Below are 18,158 nucleotides of genomic sequence, written 5' to 3' on the forward strand. Positions count from 1 at the left end.
CTATAAACAGGAAATAAGACATGGAAAAACAACCAGATATACGCATTTTTATTGCCTGCCATAAGCCGACCTATGTACCGGAAAATCCAATTTTTTATCCGGTACAGGTGGGAACGGCGTTGACGGAAAAACGTCTGGAACATATGGCATATCGAGATAATGAGGGCGATAATATATCCGGGAAAAATCCGGATTACTGTGAATTGACGGCACAGTATTGGGCTTGGAAAAATATAGACTGCGACTATTATGGATTCTTTCATTACCGCCGCTATCTGACGTTTCACAGGGTCTGCCCCGTGATGGCGAGTGGACGAATCCTTGGAAAACGCCAGCATCCGTATATAGAGCTGGATTCCGTCTGGGACGATCTGACACCATATTGGATGGAAGCCGAGTGGATGGTACAACAGATCGCGAAATACGATCTTTTGACCGTTTACCGGGAGCGGATCAATACGACGGTATACCGCCAGTACTGCCAGTATCATGAAGCAGAAGAACTGAATCATATGCTGGAGATTGTAAACCGGGTTTACCCGGAATATACAGATTCGGCAAAGGCATATATGAGTTCCAAAGATATCTATTATATGAATATGTATATCATGAAAAAAGAGCTGTTCCATACCTATATGGAATGGCTTTTTACACTTTTAGATACATTCGAGCAGGAGAGAAAAGAGATAAACAAACCGCAGGAACCAAGGCTGTATGGCTATCTTGCGGAGCGGTTGTTTGGTATCTTTTACTTTTACCAGAGGAAGAAAGGCATACAATGTGCCGAGCTTCCTTATCTTAAATTCTATCATACTGAACCGGGAAAGGAGGAAGAAGTATCGAATATACGGGAGTTTCGTTTAAAACCGACCAACTTAAAAATTAAAATAGATATGCGTAAGTTAAACCGTCTGTTTCCGGCAGGAAGTTTCCGGCGGGTATTGCTGCGCGGTTTTTTTTTGAAATAAAAGCAAAATCGAAGAAAGAGGAAAAGATATGAATTTGTTCTTAAAACGACTGGGCGGATTTTACAAATACCGCTTCCTGATGCAGCAGCTTGTCACAAAAGACATCAAGCTGAAATACCGCCGGAGCTTTCTGGGGTATCTTTGGAGTATTCTGAATCCGCTGATGGTTATGGTTATCATGGTAATTGTATTCTCCAATATGTTCCGGTCGGATATTACCAATTTCCCGGTATACCTGATTATCGGACAGACTCTTTATAACTTTATGAGTGAATCAACCACACAGGCGATCTTTTCCATCATTGGAAATGCGTCCCTGCTAAAAAAAACGTATGTACCGAAATATGTATTTACCGTCTCCAAAATCACAAGTTCCTTTGTAAATATGATATTTGCTCTGGGGGCACTTATTATCGTATTTATCGTGTGCCGGGTAGTCCCGAATGTATTCTTCCTGTTCATTCCGGTGATTCTTTTGCAGGAATATCTGTTCTGCCTGGGACTGGGAATGCTGTTAGCACAGGGATGTGTATTCTTCCGTGATATCCAGCATATTTACAATGCAGTACTGACCGCATGGATGTACCTGACCCCATTATTTTATCCGATCACCCTGCTTCCGGAGGCACTGCGGAAACTGGTTATGACCCTGAATCCGATGTACTTCTATATCACGCAGTTCAGACAGATCGTTCTGGAATGCCGGATGCCAGATTTGTATCTGATCATCGCCGGATTCGTGGCAGCAGGTATCGCACTTCTGGTCGGAGTGGGCGCGTTCTTAAAGACGCAGGATAAATTTATCTTATATATCTAGGAGGCAGAAATGGCATCGGACAAAGATACAATCATAAAAGTAACCAATGCGGCGGTCCGTTTCAATATGGCTTCCGAGCGCATCGATAACTTAAAAGAATATTTTGTAAAACTAATCAAACGGGAGCTCATGTTTCAGGAATTCATGGCTCTGAAAGATATCAATTTTGAAGTAAAACGCGGGGAAGCATGGGGCCTCATCGGAACCAATGGTTCCGGAAAATCAACCCTGTTAAAACTGATCTGCGGCATCCTGAAGCCGTACCGGGGCACGGTAGAGGTAAAGGGAAGTATCGCGCCCTTGATCGAGCTGGGCGCCGGATTCGACGGCGAACTGACTGCGACGGAAAACATCTATCTGAATGGTGCCGTTCTCGGTTACAGCAAAGAATTCATGGATGCACACTACGATGAGATCGTCGAATTTGCAGAACTCAAAGACTTCATGAATATGCCGATCAAGAACTACTCCTCCGGTATGGCAGCCCGCCTGGGATTTGCTATCGCCACGATCGTGCAGCCGGAGATACTGATCGTCGATGAGGTGTTGGCCGTCGGAGATGCGGCATTCCAGGAAAAATGCCAGGAACGCATGCATCATATGCTGGAAAATGGAACGACACTTCTCTTTGTCTCCCATACGATGGCAACCGTGCGGCAGCTCTGCGACCATGCAATCTGGCTGAACAAGGGAAATGTGGTTATGCAGGGCGAGGCAGAGAGCGTCTGCGATGCTTATATGGAAAGCCTGAATCTGCCGGAAAACGCATAAAAATCCCGCAAAATGCTGTAGATGAAAGGAATGTAATATACATGGAAAAACAAGCAGGACAGATCCCGGATATCCGGATCTATGTGGTCTGCCACAAACCGGCCTATGTGCCGGAAAACCCATATTTATACCCGATTCAGGTAGGAACGGCACTCTCCGGAAAAAAACTTCCGGGGATGCTGCATGACGATGAGGGAGACAATATTTCCGAACGGAATAAGACATACTGTGAGCTGACGGCACAGTATTGGGCATGGAAAAACGAAGAGGCGGATTACTATGGATTTTTCCATTACCGCCGCTATCTGGCATTTGATCCGTCTCTGAACAAAGACGATGGATGGGGGAATATTGCCTATGACCGCATCTCAGAAGAAGCGATCGAGGAAATGAAACTTCAGCCGGAGATTATGCGCGATCTGATCACAAAATATGACGTGATCAGCGTCCGCGGACGCCGGTATCCGCGCATTAAGACAGAAGGAAAAACGATGGATGTATACCATGAATATGGCATGGTTCCTTTCCAGCACCGGAAAGATCTCGACATTACCCTGCAGATTTTGAAAGAAAAATATCCGGCGTTTGCACAGACAGCAGATTCGTATATGCAGTCCGAAAACGCCCATGAGTGCAATATGTTCATCATGAAAAAAGAGATCTATAAAGACTACTGTGCATGGCTCTTTGACATCCTTTTTGAGACAGAAAAGCGGATCGACAGTACCTGGTACAGCGTGGAAGAATACCGGGTGATGGGATATCTGGCAGAACGCCTTTGCGGCATCTACTATGAGTGGCTGAAAACCCAGCCGGGAATCCGGGCGGGAGAATTGCCGAAAACCCTGTTCAAAGAGACAGCGCCGAAAGCGGTTCTGGAGCCGGTTTATCCGGCAGGCGTGCCGATCGTGCTGTCTGCCAACGATAAATTTTCACCGTATCTTGACATCATGATCCGCTCGGTGATTGTGAATGCCTCACCGGAGAGAGAGTATGACATCATTATTCTGTACAACGACATTTCTGAGAAAAATCAGCATCTGATTTCCATGGCAGCCAGGGACAAACAGAATATATCGATTCGTTTCATCCGAGTATGTGAATACTTCGATGCGGGCAAATTATTTGTCGATCAGCACTTGTCCGTAGAGACATATTACCGCCTGATCATCCCGGAAATCATGCCGAATTATCACAAGATTCTCTACCTGGACTGTGATATGGTAGCCGATCATGACGTAGCAGAACTGTATGATTTCGACCTGAACGGAGCTGTGATCGGGGCAGCAAAAGACATCGATGTGGCAGGACAGCTGAATCTGAACCAGAACAACTGGCAGACCTATGCGACCGAGATATTGGGTCTGGATAGCCCGTATGACTATTTCCAGGCAGGTGTCCTGATTCTTGATCTGGACGGACTCCGCAGGACGATGAGTTCAGAAGATATGATTCAGATGGCACTGACCCATTCCTATCGCTGTCACGATCAGGATATCCTGAACATCGTGTGCAAAAACAGAGTAACTTACCTGCCACAGCAGTGGAACACGCTGATGGACTGGCAGGAGATTGGACGCAGCCGTATGGACATTCTCAAGATGGCGCCGAGACAGCTCTATGAAGCATACACACAGGCGAGAAAACGCCCGTATCTGATCCATTTCGCTGGATACCAGAAACCTTGGGATGTGGTGGACTGTGATTTTGCGGAATATTTCTGGGAGTATGCGAAGCTGTCGCCGTATTATCCGATGATCCTGAGAAAAACGAAACGATGCCTGATGGATGAGAGAGAAGCGGAACTGTCAAGAATCGCAAGGATGGAGCAGAACGCGGGCATCCGGAAGATTGCCAATAAGGTGCTGCCGATTGGGAGTCGGAGGAGAGAGTGGGTTAAAAGAATTATAAAGTGATATGCTCATAGAATAATGATGATTAGGAGAGAGTATGAAAATGAAATTTGATTATACAAAACAGCCAGGATTAAATTTATGGGAACGACCATTGAAAATGGATCAAAAACCGTTAATCTCTATTATTACAGCTTTTTATAATGCCGGAGCTTATTTTGAACAGACATACAACTGTGTGATGAATCAGACATTTCCATGGTTTGAGTGGATTATTGTGGATGACGGTTCTACGGATGACAGTTCGTTGCGCTTATTAGAAAAGTTAGCGTCAAAAGATCCTAGAATAAAGATTTTGCATCAAAATAACATGGGACCAAGTGCGGCACGAAATAACGGTATCAATGCAGCAACGACAGAATATGTCTACATATTAGATGCAGATGATTTAGAAGAGCCAACGAGTTTGGAATATAATTATTGGGCATTGATGAAGAACCCTAAAAAAAGTTGGTCATTTACGGCATCTACGGGTTTTCAAGAAAAAGAATATTTATGGGATGTAAGATTTGATCCAGAAGGAATGAAAACACAGAATACATTAAGTGTTTCTGCATTGATTCGTAAACAGGATGCACTTAGTGTTGGGGGGTATACGATAAAAGAAGAAGCGTTTGATGAGGATTGGCATTTTTGGTTAAAATTGATGGCTAAAGGCTATTCATGCGTGCAGTTGCGTAATGAATATTTACATTGGTACAGAATTCTTAATAGTGGAAGAATGGCATCTATTCATACGGATAATCAAAAGAAGGAAAGAAATAAGAAGATTATTTCTGAACAAGCCGCATTCGTGATTAATCCGAAAGATCCGATCATCTATCCGATTACTACATATGAAGAATTTGCTAATATAAATGAATCTAAAGATGTAGAAAGTATTTATAAAGAACATAAGAAGATTCATGTGTTATTTGTACTTCCGTGGCTAGTGATGGGAGGAGCCGATAAATTTAATTTAGATTTGATAACTAGATTAGATAAGAGCAAATTTGAGGTTAGTATTATAACGACATTGGAAAGAGATAATGATTGGTTGCAGAGATTCAGAGAAGTAACGCCTGAAATCTTTAATTTGCCAAATTTTTTATCTCCTAATGATTATCCGGAATTTATTGATTATTTTATTAAAAGTAGAGAAATAGATATATTATTTGCGAGTAATTCAACCGAGGGATATTATTTACTGCCATGGATTCGTAAAAACTTTCCGCATTTAGCAATTGTGGATTATGTTCATATGGAGGAATGGTATTGGAGAAATGGCGGACATGCTAGAAGTAGCGCGATTATGGGGGAAATTGTTGAAAAAACATATGTTTGCAATAGTGTAACGAGAGATGTTATGATTCAACAGTTTCACCGAAATCCAGAATCTGTAGAAACAGTACATATTGGAATTGATGAAGTGCAATTTGATGCAAGTAAGGTGCGTTCAGGCATATTATATGAGGAATTAGGTATTTCTGAAAAACGTCCGATTGTACTATTTATCTGTCGCCTTCATCCACAAAAACGTCCATTTTTAATGTTAAAAATAGCGAAACAGGTGCAAAAGAAAATTAAAAATGTTGCATTTGTAGTTATTGGTGATGGATCACAAAAAGAAGAATTAATATCAGCTACAAAAACAATGGAGTTAGATAATACGGTTTATTTTTTAGGCTCTAAAAATGAAGTACGACCGTATTATAAAGATACCAAAGTTACGCTTATATGCAGTATTAAAGAAGGATTAGCGTTAACAGCATATGAGTCCTGTGCAATGGGAGTCCCAGTAGTTAGTGCAGACGTAGGAGGCCAAAAAGATCTAATAGATAGTTCGGTAGGAAAATTAATTCCATTTATGCTGGATGAGGATAAGCATTTTGATTCAAGAGATTTTTCTGATAAAGAAATAAACGCATATACAGATGCGATTGTAGAGATTTTATCCGATGAAGAAAAATGGAAGGAATTATCTTTGAATTGCAGAAACCGAATTGAACAGAAATTTACGATAAAGGAAATGGTTCAATACTTCGAAAATGAATTTCAAAGGCTTATTCAAGATGAAACATTATTGAAGCAGAGAGAAGAAAAATCTGAATGCTTGAGAAAGTTAGGAATGTTGGCAGATGAAATATACACAGAAGTCTTAATGGAGCACGAAGAGAATCATGCAGAGAGTTCCCATTATTATAAAGAAGATTTAAATGATAATATAAAAAATATTATTAATCAAGACAGAGAAATTTTGGAACGCCATGAAAAGTCAATTAATCATCAATGGGAGATCCAAAAATGGCATGAAGAAAGAATCAAACGGCTTGAAAATGGAACATTGAAAGGAATTATAAAGAGAGTATTAAGAAAAGTGGGGGTAAAGAAGTAAAAGGTCCCATTTGTTAAGAATATTTTGAATTAGTATAGTGTCTATTTTTTAGACATCTACGAAAAATTAAGGAGAATAGGTTTGAAAAGATGAATAAAAAAGAAAAGGTAGATTTGTTGAATAATAATACTTTTGTATTATTAGTAGTAAATTGCATTATTTCGATTGTTTTCTATTCAATAACGCTTTCAGCAAAACATTATAGTGCAGACTTTTTTTCTACATATTATGAGTCTTCAGCAAATCAGCATTTAAGATTAGGAAGGATATTTCATTATATAATTTATAAAGGACTAGAATGCTTTGGGATAAAAATTGAACATCATGTATTGTTTAATCAAGCGTTTTTGATTTTTATTATAGCAATGTTGACAACGCTATTGTGGAATTTGTTTTCAGAACTTATTGGTGTTGAAAATAAAAGAGATGCGGCTGTTTTGGATGCTGTAATATGGCTGAATTTTTTTAATATAAGCATTTTGGAAGGTTGGTTTTTATTCCCTGAAACTTGTTTTGGAGCAGCGATTTCATTAATGATTTCTTATGGCGCAATTATTTCTTTTTGCAAATCAATTGATTGGAAAGGCTATTTGAAAACTTTTTTGCTTTTAGTTGTTGCATTAGGAATGTATCAAGTATATATAGAGATTTTTTTGATAATAACAGCTACATATGTTTTGATAAAAAATCAATGCGTTTTAACAAGAAAAACAATTTTTGACTTTTTAAAGATTGTTATGATTGGTGGAGCGGCATCGATAGTGAGTATACTAATTATAAAGTTCTTAAAAATTTGTAAAATATCTTCAGGAGATAGTAGGACAGTTGTTCTGGATAAAAATATAATAATACATAATAGCATTGAGATTGCGCGGGATTTTTGTGGAGCGATTGATGATTATTGTAGATATTTACCAAAACATAGCGCGTTGATTTTTTTGCTCATCATATTAGGAATATTAATTCTGAGTTGGTATAAAGAAAAGAAATTTGTTTTAAGATGTGTAACACTGCTGATTTTTATAATAGCCTGTGTAATAGCAGCATATTTGCCGCATTTTATTGTGTCAACGCTGTGGTTGTCACCAAGAACAATATTAGGAATATCGTCACTGATTTTTTCGATTTGTATAATAACGTTTACGTATTCGAAGCATGAAAATGTTGAAAAGAGTATCTTTGCAATATTTTTAATGCTTTTTTTATTTGTTAATTTTATACAAGCGCAAAAAATAATTGTTAATAATGCAATTCTTGCGGGAATTGAAGAAGAAAATGTGCATCAATTAGGGGAAAAAATCAAGGAATACGAACAGTCTACAGGTAATCAGATTAAATATATTTCATATGAGAAAGATGCGAATTGTAAATGGACATTTGATCCAATTGAATACTGTATTTATGACACAAATCTTCGTAGAGCTAACGTAGAATGGACATTTGTTAATATGATTAATTACTATTTGAAGCGAAATTTTAAAGAGAAAAAATTTAAAGAAGATAAATTCGAAAGATTATTTGGAAGTAAAAATTGGGATTATATTGAGTTAGATGAGCAGATATATTTTGAAGGCGATACGGTGTATATTGCTGTGTATTAACAAAGGATAAGGAAGGAGTGTAAGTGATGGTAAATTTTAATAGACCTCCATATGTGGGAGGAGAATTAGATAATATTAAACAAGCTGTTGAAAATTTGAAAATTTGTGGCGATGGTCCATTTACAAAGAAATGTAATACATGGTTAGAAGAACGTTTTCATGCACAGAAAGTATTGCTGACCACTAGTGGGACCACAGCGTTGGACATGGCGATGCTCTTGTGCGATTTAAAACCAGGAGATGAGGTGATCTTACCGAGCTATACCTTTTCAAGTACAGCAACATCAGCTGTTCTGGCGGGAGCAAAACTTGTATTTGTGGACATTCGTCCAGATACGATGAATATTGATGAAGATAAGATAGAGGCAGCGATTACTAAACATACAAAGGTGATAGTGCCGGTTCACTACGCAGGAGTAGCTTGCGAGATGGATAAAATTATGGAGATTGCTTATAAGCATAATTTAAAAGTAGTTGAGGATGCTGCACAGGGAGTTATGAGTACTTATAAGGGAAAGGCATTAGGAACAATAGGTGATTTTGGCTGTTATTCCTTCCATGAGACAAAAAATTATTCGATGGGAGAGGGGGGGGCTCTTGTAATCAATAATCCTATTTATAATGAAAAAGCTGAAATTTTGAGAGAAAAGGGAACGGATCGAGCAAAGTTTTTTCGAGGACAGGTGGATAAGTATACATGGGTTGATTTTGGTGACAGTTATCTTCCAAGTGAATTGAATGCGGCTTATCTTTGGGCGCAGCTTCAGATAGCAGATAAAATTAATGAAAATAGACTAGAAAGTTGGAATAGATATCGGGAGGCATTTGAGAAAATAGCGAAGGACGGAAAAATTGAACTTCCTCAAATTCCAGAGGAGTGTGTCCATAATGCTCATATGTTTTATATTAAATTAAAGAACTTGGAAGAGCGAACTCGCTATATTGCTTATATGAAAGAGCGAGGAGTTCAGACGGTATTTCATTATGTGCCGCTCCATTCAGCTCCGGCTGGTTTAAAGTTTGGGCGCTTTAGTGGTATAGATAAGTATACAACAAAAGAGAGTGAGCGTTTAGTGCGTCTTCCACTTTATTATGGTTTAAATAAAAAAGAGATTGATATGGTAATTCAGGGAACACAGTCATTCTTTCAGGAGGAAATTTGATGGATATTTCGGTTGTAATTCCTGTATATGGATGTAAAGCAGCTTTGCCAGAATTGCATAAGAGATTAACAGAATCATTGTCTCAGATTACGGATGCATATGAGATTATCTTAGTGGATGATCATTGCCCACAAAATTCCTGGGAGGAGATTGTGAAGCTTTGTCAGAAGGATAAAAGAGTAAAGGGATTTCATTTGTCTAGAAATTTTGGCCAAATTCGTGCAATTACAGCAGGACTCGATAAATCAAAGGGAGATTGGATTGTTGTTATGGATTGTGATTTGCAGGATCGTCCTGAAGCAATTATAGAGCTTTATAAAAAAGCTCAGGAAGGCTATGATGTTGTTTTTGCCAGAAGACAGGAGCGGGTGGATTCGGTTATAACAAAGTTTTTATCGAAAACTTTCTATAAGGTGTATGATTATTTTACAGATGGAGCTTTTGATAGCTCGATTTGCAATTTTAGCATTTCTAAACGAAGTGTAATTAATAGTTATTGCAGTATGAGAGAACATAACCGGGCATTTACCATGTTTATACGCTGGCTTGGGTTTAAAGAAACAGCGATTGATTTGAGAGCGGATGCCAGATTTGAGGGAACTTCTTCTTATAATTTGAAAAGAAAGATAAAAATGGCGTTCGAAATTATTACATCTCAATCAAATAAACCGTTATTTTTTTCAGTTCATGCAGGTTTTGTAATCGCATTTTGTGCATTCCTTTATATTGTATATCTAATGCTTCGGGCAGTGATTATTGGCGATGTGTTAAGTGGATGGACAACGATAGTAGCTTCCATTTATTTAATGGGAGGTATTCTTTTAATTGCGATTGGTATTGCAGGAATCTATATTGGAAATATCTTTGAAGAAGTTAAGAATCGTCCGCTGTATGTAATTGCGGAAGCATTGAATGAGAAGGAGTAGATAAATGGTATTGATTATAGGTGCTACTGGCTTTATAGGTATGTATACAACTCAGGCGTTTTTAAAAGCTGGAAAACAGGTAATTGCGACTGGAAGAAATAAAATACTTGGAAGGAAACTGGAAGAGATGGGGGCAGAGTTCCTTACGTTGGATATAACGAACAAGGATGAATTTGATAAGCTTCCAACAGAAGGGGTGGAAGGGGTCATTCTCTTGGCGGGACTTCTTCCAGCCAATGCGGCAGTTAATCTTGACGTAGATGAGAATGCAGCAGACTATTTTGAAGTAAACGTAATAGGAACGATAAATGTTTTGGAATATTGTAGACGGAATGGAATCCGAAAAGTGATAGGAAACTGTAGTTACAGTGATGTGTCTGGGGCATGGGGAAAGAAATATCCAATTACGGAAGATGAACCTAGAAATTTTAAATTTATGGGCGATCATGCGATTTATGTCATTAGCCGAAATGCGGCGAATGATGTAATGGAGTACTATAATCAGCAGCATGGTATGCAATGTGCATGGTTTCGATTTCCACCTGTTTATGGCGTGGGACCACATGGAACGATTTATGTGAATGGCACACCGAAAAAATCAGGAATTGCTACATTTATTGATAATGCAAGAGAGGGGAAAGCGATTGAGATTTGGGGGGATCCACATATCAAACGTGATATTATCTACGTAAAGGATGTAGCGGATGCTTATGTAGCTGCATTAAAGAGTAATTTAACCTGTGGCCTGTATAATATGACCGGTCATGTTCAGATTGATTTGGATGAACAGGTAAAGGCGGTTGTGAATGTGTTTGGAGGAGAGAAAAAGAGTCCACTTATTTACAGACCAGAAAAATCAAATTCAACACCATCATTTTTATATAGCATGGATAAAGCAAAGCGTGATTTTGGATTTGAACCGAAATATACAGATTATTTGAATATGATGATGGATTATAAAAAAGAATTAGAAAGCGATTTTTGGAATGTTCTTGTTGAGTCTGGAGAGAAGAAATGAAAAAATTAGCAATTATTGGGGCGTCTTATCTTCAAAATCCGTTAATTGTGAAAGCAAAAGAGATGGGACTTGAAACGCATGTATTTGCATGGAAATCTGGAGATATTGGAGAAAAAACGGCAGATTATTTTTATCCAATTAGTATTGTTGAGAAGAAAAAAATCTTAGATAAATGTCTGGAAATCGGTATTGATGGAATTTGTAGCATTGCATCAGATCTGGCTTCCATTACAGTAAATTATGTGGCGATGGAAATGGGACTTGTCGGAAATAGTCTAGTATGCACAGAAAAGTCGACAAATAAACATAAAATGAGAGAAGCGTTTGAGAAAAACGGTGATCCGTCGCCTAAAAGCTTTCTGATTCATTCGGTGGAAGAGTTAGAAGCAGTTTCGTTTCAATATCCTCTTATTGTGAAACCGGTGGATCGTTCGGGAAGTCGAGGAATTACGAAATTAGAATCCTCAGATGGTTTGGTGGAGGCCATTGAATATGCAAAAGAACAAGGATTCGAAAAAGATGCATTGGTAGAAGAATTTGCCACAGGTCAAGAGTATAGTGTTGAATGCATTTCTTATGGAGGAGGACATTATTTCTTAGCAATGACAAAAAAGTTTACTACAGGTGCGCCAGGTTTTGTTGAGACGGGACATATAGAGCCTGCGCCGATTGCTGAGGAGATGTTGGAACGGGTGAAAAGAGTGGTCTTTCATGCGTTAGATACGTTGGAGATATGCAATGGTGCGTCCCATACAGAATTGAAGATTTCATCAGATGGTAGAATTGTATTAATTGAAATTGGTGGACGAATGGGCGGGGATTGTATTGGAAGTAGTCTGGTTAGGTTATCTACGGGAATTGATTTTGTACGCGCAGTGATACAAATTGCGTTAGGTCAGAAGCCGGATTTGAAAAAACAACAGGAGGGAAAGACGGCTGCTGTTCGCTTTGTTTTTTCTAAGAAAGATCTGGATGTTTTGGAATCTTTGAAACAAGATCATCCAGAGTATTTGATGGAAGAGGATATACAGCCGATTCATCCAGGAATTGTGACGGACAGTTCGGCTCGATTTGGTTATTTTTTAATGAAAGCAGAAAGTTATGAAGAATTGCTTCCATATTTACCGGAAGAAAAAGAGGTTACTAATGAATAAATCTATGATAAAAATGCTATTAGGACTCCATGCAATGCTGATGATATATTCAATGAGTGGAATATGTAGCAAGCTAGCTGCAGGTGAGAAGTTTTTAAGCATTCGCTTTTGTATCTATTATATAATTATTATTGGACTTTTGGGAGTTTACGCTATTGGGTGGCAGCAGGTCATAAAGAATATTCCTTTAACAACTGCATTTGCAAACAAGGCGGTAACGGTTGTTTGGGGGATCGTCTGGGGAAGGCTGTTCTTTGGAGAATCTATAACATTTGGAAAACTTGTTGGAGCGGCAATGGTTGTTGGGGGTGTAATTATATTCGCAAAGACAGATGAGGTACAGGATGGACAGTAAGGCTTATTTTTATGCAGGGTTATTGTTATGTGGTGTTTTCATCAGTGCTATTTCGCAAGTGTTGTTAAAAAAGGCGTCACAGAGACAGTATTCTTCTTTACTTCGTGAATATGTGAATCCTTTGGTTATCATTGCATATTCAATGTTTGTTGGAACAACAATTTTATCAATTTTTGCATATAGGGGGATTCCACTTTCTATGGGACCGATACTGGAAGCCACGAGTTATATATATGTAACATTTTTTGGCGTGACAATATTTAAAGAAAAAATGAATACAAAAAAATGGATAGCATTAGGATTGATTATTGTAGGAATTGTGATTAGCGCATTGCGTGGTTAATAGAAAATGTAGTTTATTATAAAAATGTTTAGAAACGTAAAAAGGAGAAATGATTATATGCCATATGGAAAAGATTGGGCGGAATGCCCGCGGTGCGGAAAAAGAGCAAAAAATAAGGATAAGATTGAAGAGTGGTTTGGCTATAGAGATATGGGTGATGGAAGGTATATTCCTCAATCACATTGTAGAGACTGTAGGATAGAGGAGCTCGGAAAGCAGGCTGATTAATTACTTGCGATAGTTATAGTAGTAGCTATAGGTAAAATATGCTTCTAGGAGAAAAATATGAATGCGACGCTTATAATTATGGCTGCTGGCATCGGTTCCCGCTTCGGAACCGGTATCAAGCAGCTTGCAAAGATGGCTCCCAATGGGGAGATTATTATGGATTTTTCGATTTACGATGCGAAAGCAGCTGGATTTACCAAAGTTGTTTTTGTGATTCGAAAAGCAATCGAAGCGGAATTTAAAGAAGTGATTGGAAATCGCTTATCGAAAGTTATGCCAGTAGAGTATGTCTATCAGGAATTGGAAAACTTGCCGGATGGATATGAAGTCCCTGCAGGGCGCGTGAAACCATGGGGAACTGGACAGGCAATTTTGGCTTGCAAGAGTGTGGTCAAAGAGCCATTTGTGATTATTAATGCAGATGATTATTATGGAAAAGAAGCATTTATAAAGCTTCATGATTTCTTGAGTTCCGAGAATGAGAATAAAGAGAAGATGAACCTTGCCATGGCTGGATTTTCTTTGAAGAACACGCTGAGTGAGAACGGATCTGTAACTAGAGGTGTCTGTGTGGCAGATGAAAATGGATATCTGGAGAAAGTGATTGAGACAACGGGAATTCAGATAGTGGATGGAAAAATCCAGTGCGATAATGCGGAAGTCAGCAAATGGATCACACTGGATACGATGGTATCCATGAATATGTGGGCGGGATATCCGGACTTTTTGAAGTACATAGACGAAGGATTTACCAGATTCCTTGATACATTAGGAGAAAATCCGGAGAAAAAAGAATATCTTCTACCGAACATTGTAGCTGAATTGTTGGAAAAGAATTTGGCTTCTGTAAAAGTTCTGAATACATCGGATCGGTGGATTGGAATTACGTATAAGGAAGATATAGAACCGGCGCAGGAGAAGTTTCATCTTATGATAGAAGATGGTACATACCCGAAGGAGTTATGGAAGTAGTATGGTGGAAAAAGTAGATGTATATTCAGATAAGTCAAACGGTTCAAAAATATATGCGTTTGATTATTTACGTGTAATTGCACTGGTTATGATTTTATATGATCACTTGGGAGGCTTTTATAATCCTAATTGGATTGTAAAAAAAATAATAGATTTCTTTTTTGCAGTTCCGTTAGATATAATTCAAGATTTTGGCGCTTTTGGTGTTTCATTATTCTTTTTGCTTAGTGGTTTTTTGTTTACATATAACGGAAATTATAAAAATGAAGCAAAAAAGACTTTTAAAAAGACAATGAAAACCTATGTGGGATGTTTAATGGCATTTTTTTTGTTTTATATTCTACAAAGATTGACTTGGATAATAAAAACAACTTATTGGAGTCAATTTTCGATAAAACAATGGATTGAAAGTATGACTTTGGTTGGATATTTTACAGGTCATGGAGATGTCATTAATGGCACCACGTGGTTTTTAATTCCTTTGTTTTTATTTTATCTAGTAAGAATAGGATATGCATGGATTTATGAAAAAATAAAACCAGAGTATAACTTTTTATTTTTAGAATTATTTGTATTATTGATAATGTTTTTATTAAAGGGGTTTCATCTTTCGGTTTCCTCAACGTTAGTGTTCGTTTACATGCCTCTGATGGGAATGATTTTAGGAGAAATCTTTCGAAAAGAACGGCGAATTTCAATTTTTAATGGGAGTTTATTGCTGATTGTAAATTATGTGCTTATGGTGATATGGTTTTGGGTATTTGCCAGAGAGTATCATGATACATATTGTTATTTTGTATCATTTATATACTCTCTTTTTTTAATTATAATATTTGCAATTTTTAAAGAACAATTCAAAAAGAGTCAGATGATAGATTTTTGCTGTAAGATCAGTTTGTCGGTGTATTTGATGCATATGACATTTGGAAGATTTTTATTGTCGTTTTTTTCATATATAAGCATTCCGTTTTCATTGTCATTTGTTATAACTATAGCTGTGATTTTCTTGATTTCGTATATACATATGAATATATTAAGTCGGATTATAAGATAAAATTCAGAATGAGAATTTATAGCAATGAAACAAAAAAAGAATTTATATTTTAAATATGGAGTGAGTTTACTGGCAGCACTGGTAATCTCGCTCTTCTTTTCGTATACGATTTTTAATGATATATTTGCTAGTCCTGTAAAAGAAGCAAGGCTGACGATTACAGCAACAGCCGAGCGAAATATCAAATCAGGTGGATCAGATATAAGGATTGTCCGAATTCTTCTGGATGGAGAGGAAGTCCCCTTTGATTCAATAGAAAAGCAGGGAGATTGGAAGCATGCAGATGGTGTCTGGATGGTGGTCAATCCGGACAGCCCGGCTACGCTTTCTTATACAGCAGAAAATGTGAAAGAGCTTCAGGTGGATTTCCAGATGCATGATGGCTCTGGTGTGGCAGAAGTTTGGTCTAATGATAAGAGAATCAGCCGCACAGATTTGTATTCTTCTGGGTGGGAGTCTTACTATTTGCGGAAAACAATCGGCAGAGTTTCTATTTTTAATAATCTAGTGATGTTTGACGGAGTATTCCTGATAACACTGTTTTGTTTGGCAGGGATGGAACAGTTGATTGTGAATTTAAGAAAAACGATCGGAATCAAAAAGGTAGTAGCATTTTTTATTGGATTTTATGCTGTCTTATATGTTATTTCCTGTTATTTTCACATCTTGGATTTAGGAATTCGATGTAGCTTGACATTATTAGTCATATCGGCGGTTGGAGCAAATGTGCATGAATGGCATGAGAAGCGAGACAGTGACAAAAAGATTTATCAGATAGTGACAGATGGCGTGTGGCTGATTCTGTCATCTGTTATTTTATTGTACATGGTCGAACTGGTGGAACAGAATCTGGCAAATATTGGGGCAGAATATATTTTCGGAAATATTGTGATTTACCTTCTGTTCTTGATGATGGTGTATATGCTGGTTCGAAGTATTTTTTATTCGGTATCGGCGGTCATGCTGGTTATGTACATATTTTCCGTAGCAAATTCGTTTGTGCGTTTGTTTCGTGGTTCGCCTATCGTGCCGGGAGATTTTCTTGCGATGGGAACGGCTAAAAATGTGTTTATGAATTACCACTACAGTGTGACGGGACCGATGCTTCTGGCATTGTGGCTTCTGATAGCGTTTCTTGTATTGACTTTTTATTTTTATGGAAGAGAAAAACGTGTTTTTTCGTGTGTTTTAGTGTGGTCGCTTCCGTCTGTATGTCTGCTTAGTTTTATGATGGGTGGAACTTTATTTGCCCCGGATATGGATTTTTGGAACCAAAATATAAACATTCAGAGGTATGGGATTGCTCTTAGCTTCATTTCGGATATCCGCCATATGAAACTGGAAGAGCCAGCGGGATATTCGTCAAAAGATTCGGAAGAGATGATTTCGAAATTTGTAGAAACGGAAGATGAGAAGGAACAGAATTGTCCGAATGTGCTCGCGATTATGAATGAGAGTTTTTCGGATCTCAGTGTGATTTTCCCGGAATTGGATAATGAAGTGTATATGTCGAATTTTAATTCTTTATCGGGAAATGTAGTAAAAGGTTATATGCAGGTATATCCGATCGGAGGCGGAACGGCAAATACAGAGTATGAATTTCTGACAGGAAATTCGATGGCATTTCTTCAAGGATCGATTCCGTATCAGCAGTATATCACACGGAATGGCACGTATTCGATTGCACAGATTTTGAAAACCAGAGGGTATCATACTACGGCAATTCATCCATACGATAAGAGAGGATATAATCGCGCTCAGGTGTATCCCAAAATTGGCTTTGAAACGTTTCTGGATGTGTCTGATTTTGAAAATGCAGAGCTGATTCGAGATCGTTATATTTCGGATCGGGATTCTTATAAAAAGGTAATCGAAGAGTTTGAAAAAATCCGTCAAAGTGGACAGCCGGCGTTTATTTTTAATGTGACGATGCAGAATCACAGCGGATACGACGCAGGATGTTTTACAGAGAATGCAGTCCGGATTCCGGGGCATGAGGGAGAATTTCCAAATGCAGAAGAGTATCTGACATTGATTCGTGAGTCAGATGCGGCGATTCCGATGTTGATTGATTATTTTAGCAAGATAGAAGATCCAACGGTGATCGTATTCTTTGGGGATCATCAGCCGATGGTGGAAGAAAGTTTCTATGAGACGTTAGCAGGAAAGCCGCTGACGGAGTGGATACTTGCGGAAGCGCAGAGCCGCTATATTGTCCCATTTTTTATCTGGGCGAATTATGAGATCGATGCGGAGGAAAATGTATTTACCAGTGCGAATTTTCTCTCGGAACTGATGTTTGAAAAGGCGGGGATAAAATTGCTTCCGTATCAGGAGTTTTTGAAGGAAGTGAGAGAGGAGATCCCTGCGATGGATGGTGGTGCATGGCGCGATAAGGATGGCACCTGGGAAGTGCTGGACACCAGCCAGCCGATTTTGGAGGAGTACTGGAGATTGCAGTACCGGAACATGTTTGACAAGAAGGTTCACTATTAAGTCTG

At 38.4% G+C, this 18,158-nt stretch carries 16 protein-coding genes; all 16 read left to right on the forward strand.

Features of this window, described 5'->3' with window-relative positions:
* Nucleotides 1–20 precede the first annotated feature (20 nt).
* The 16 genes from DW720_RS00950 to DW720_RS01020 all read left to right on the forward strand — a co-directional run bounded on the left by DW720_RS00950 (nucleotide 21) and on the right by DW720_RS01020 (nucleotide 18,153).
* On the forward strand, nucleotides 21–968 hold the full coding sequence (locus tag DW720_RS00950; RefSeq protein ID WP_118468910.1) for a DUF4422 domain-containing protein: 948 nt from the start codon (nucleotides 21–23) through the stop codon (nucleotides 966–968).
* Nucleotides 969–996: 28 nt separating this feature from the next.
* Nucleotides 997–1,785, forward strand: a complete 789-nt coding sequence (locus tag DW720_RS00955; RefSeq protein ID WP_118493379.1) for an ABC transporter permease — start codon at nucleotides 997–999, stop codon at nucleotides 1,783–1,785.
* 9 nt (nucleotides 1,786–1,794) lie between these two features.
* Nucleotides 1,795–2,556, forward strand: coding sequence for an ABC transporter ATP-binding protein (locus tag DW720_RS00960; RefSeq protein WP_118471628.1), 762 nt, complete (start codon nucleotides 1,795–1,797; stop codon nucleotides 2,554–2,556).
* Nucleotides 2,557–2,597: 41 nt separating this feature from the next.
* Complete coding sequence (locus tag DW720_RS00965) at nucleotides 2,598–4,472, forward strand: DUF4422 domain-containing protein (RefSeq protein WP_118742762.1); 1,875 nt, start codon at nucleotides 2,598–2,600, stop codon at nucleotides 4,470–4,472.
* 40 nt (nucleotides 4,473–4,512) lie between these two features.
* Nucleotides 4,513–6,843: a glycosyltransferase gene (locus DW720_RS00970; protein WP_182427945.1), complete on the forward strand. Its 2,331-nt coding sequence runs from the start codon at nucleotides 4,513–4,515 to the stop codon at nucleotides 6,841–6,843.
* A gap of 89 nt (nucleotides 6,844–6,932) precedes the next feature.
* Nucleotides 6,933–8,444 carry a glucosyltransferase domain-containing protein gene (locus DW720_RS00975; protein WP_118742764.1) on the forward strand — a complete coding sequence of 504 codons (1,512 nt, stop codon included), beginning with the start codon at nucleotides 6,933–6,935 and terminating at the stop codon, nucleotides 8,442–8,444.
* Between the two features lie 26 nt (nucleotides 8,445–8,470).
* On the forward strand, nucleotides 8,471–9,607 hold the full coding sequence (rffA, locus tag DW720_RS00980; RefSeq protein ID WP_118749154.1) for a dTDP-4-amino-4,6-dideoxygalactose transaminase: 1,137 nt from the start codon (nucleotides 8,471–8,473) through the stop codon (nucleotides 9,605–9,607).
* A complete protein-coding gene (locus DW720_RS00985; protein ID WP_118742765.1) occupies nucleotides 9,607–10,533 on the forward strand; it encodes a glycosyltransferase family 2 protein in 927 nt (308 codons plus the stop codon). Before rffA ends, DW720_RS00985 begins: the two co-directional genes overlap by 1 nt.
* Nucleotides 10,534–10,537: 4 nt before the next feature.
* A complete protein-coding gene (locus DW720_RS00990) occupies nucleotides 10,538–11,551 on the forward strand; it encodes an NAD(P)-dependent oxidoreductase (protein WP_118742766.1) in 1,014 nt (337 codons plus the stop codon).
* On the forward strand, nucleotides 11,548–12,705 hold the full coding sequence (locus tag DW720_RS00995) for an ATP-grasp domain-containing protein (RefSeq protein WP_118742767.1): 1,158 nt from the start codon (nucleotides 11,548–11,550) through the stop codon (nucleotides 12,703–12,705). Before DW720_RS00990 ends, DW720_RS00995 begins: the two co-directional genes overlap by 4 nt.
* Nucleotides 12,698–13,060 carry a transporter gene (locus DW720_RS01000; RefSeq protein WP_118742768.1) on the forward strand — a complete coding sequence of 121 codons (363 nt, stop codon included), beginning with the start codon at nucleotides 12,698–12,700 and terminating at the stop codon, nucleotides 13,058–13,060. Before DW720_RS00995 ends, DW720_RS01000 begins: the two co-directional genes overlap by 8 nt.
* Complete coding sequence (locus DW720_RS01005; RefSeq protein WP_118742769.1) at nucleotides 13,050–13,403, forward strand: multidrug ABC transporter; 354 nt, start codon at nucleotides 13,050–13,052, stop codon at nucleotides 13,401–13,403. Before DW720_RS01000 ends, DW720_RS01005 begins: the two co-directional genes overlap by 11 nt.
* A gap of 57 nt (nucleotides 13,404–13,460) precedes the next feature.
* A complete protein-coding gene (locus DW720_RS15645) occupies nucleotides 13,461–13,631 on the forward strand; it encodes a hypothetical protein (protein WP_182427946.1) in 171 nt (56 codons plus the stop codon).
* 57 nt (nucleotides 13,632–13,688) lie between these two features.
* Nucleotides 13,689–14,603, forward strand: a complete 915-nt coding sequence (locus DW720_RS01010; protein ID WP_118742770.1) for a sugar phosphate nucleotidyltransferase — start codon at nucleotides 13,689–13,691, stop codon at nucleotides 14,601–14,603.
* Between the two features lies 1 nt (nucleotide 14,604).
* Nucleotides 14,605–15,657 carry an acyltransferase family protein gene (locus tag DW720_RS01015; protein ID WP_182427947.1) on the forward strand — a complete coding sequence of 351 codons (1,053 nt, stop codon included), beginning with the start codon at nucleotides 14,605–14,607 and terminating at the stop codon, nucleotides 15,655–15,657.
* A gap of 24 nt (nucleotides 15,658–15,681) precedes the next feature.
* Complete coding sequence (locus tag DW720_RS01020) at nucleotides 15,682–18,153, forward strand: LTA synthase family protein (RefSeq protein WP_118742772.1); 2,472 nt, start codon at nucleotides 15,682–15,684, stop codon at nucleotides 18,151–18,153.
* Nucleotides 18,154–18,158 lie beyond the last annotated feature (5 nt).

Origin of the sequence: Clostridium sp. AM27-28, assembly GCF_003480955.1 — a bacterium.
GTDB classification, from domain to species: domain Bacteria; phylum Bacillota; class Clostridia; order Lachnospirales; family Lachnospiraceae; genus Otoolea; species Otoolea fessa.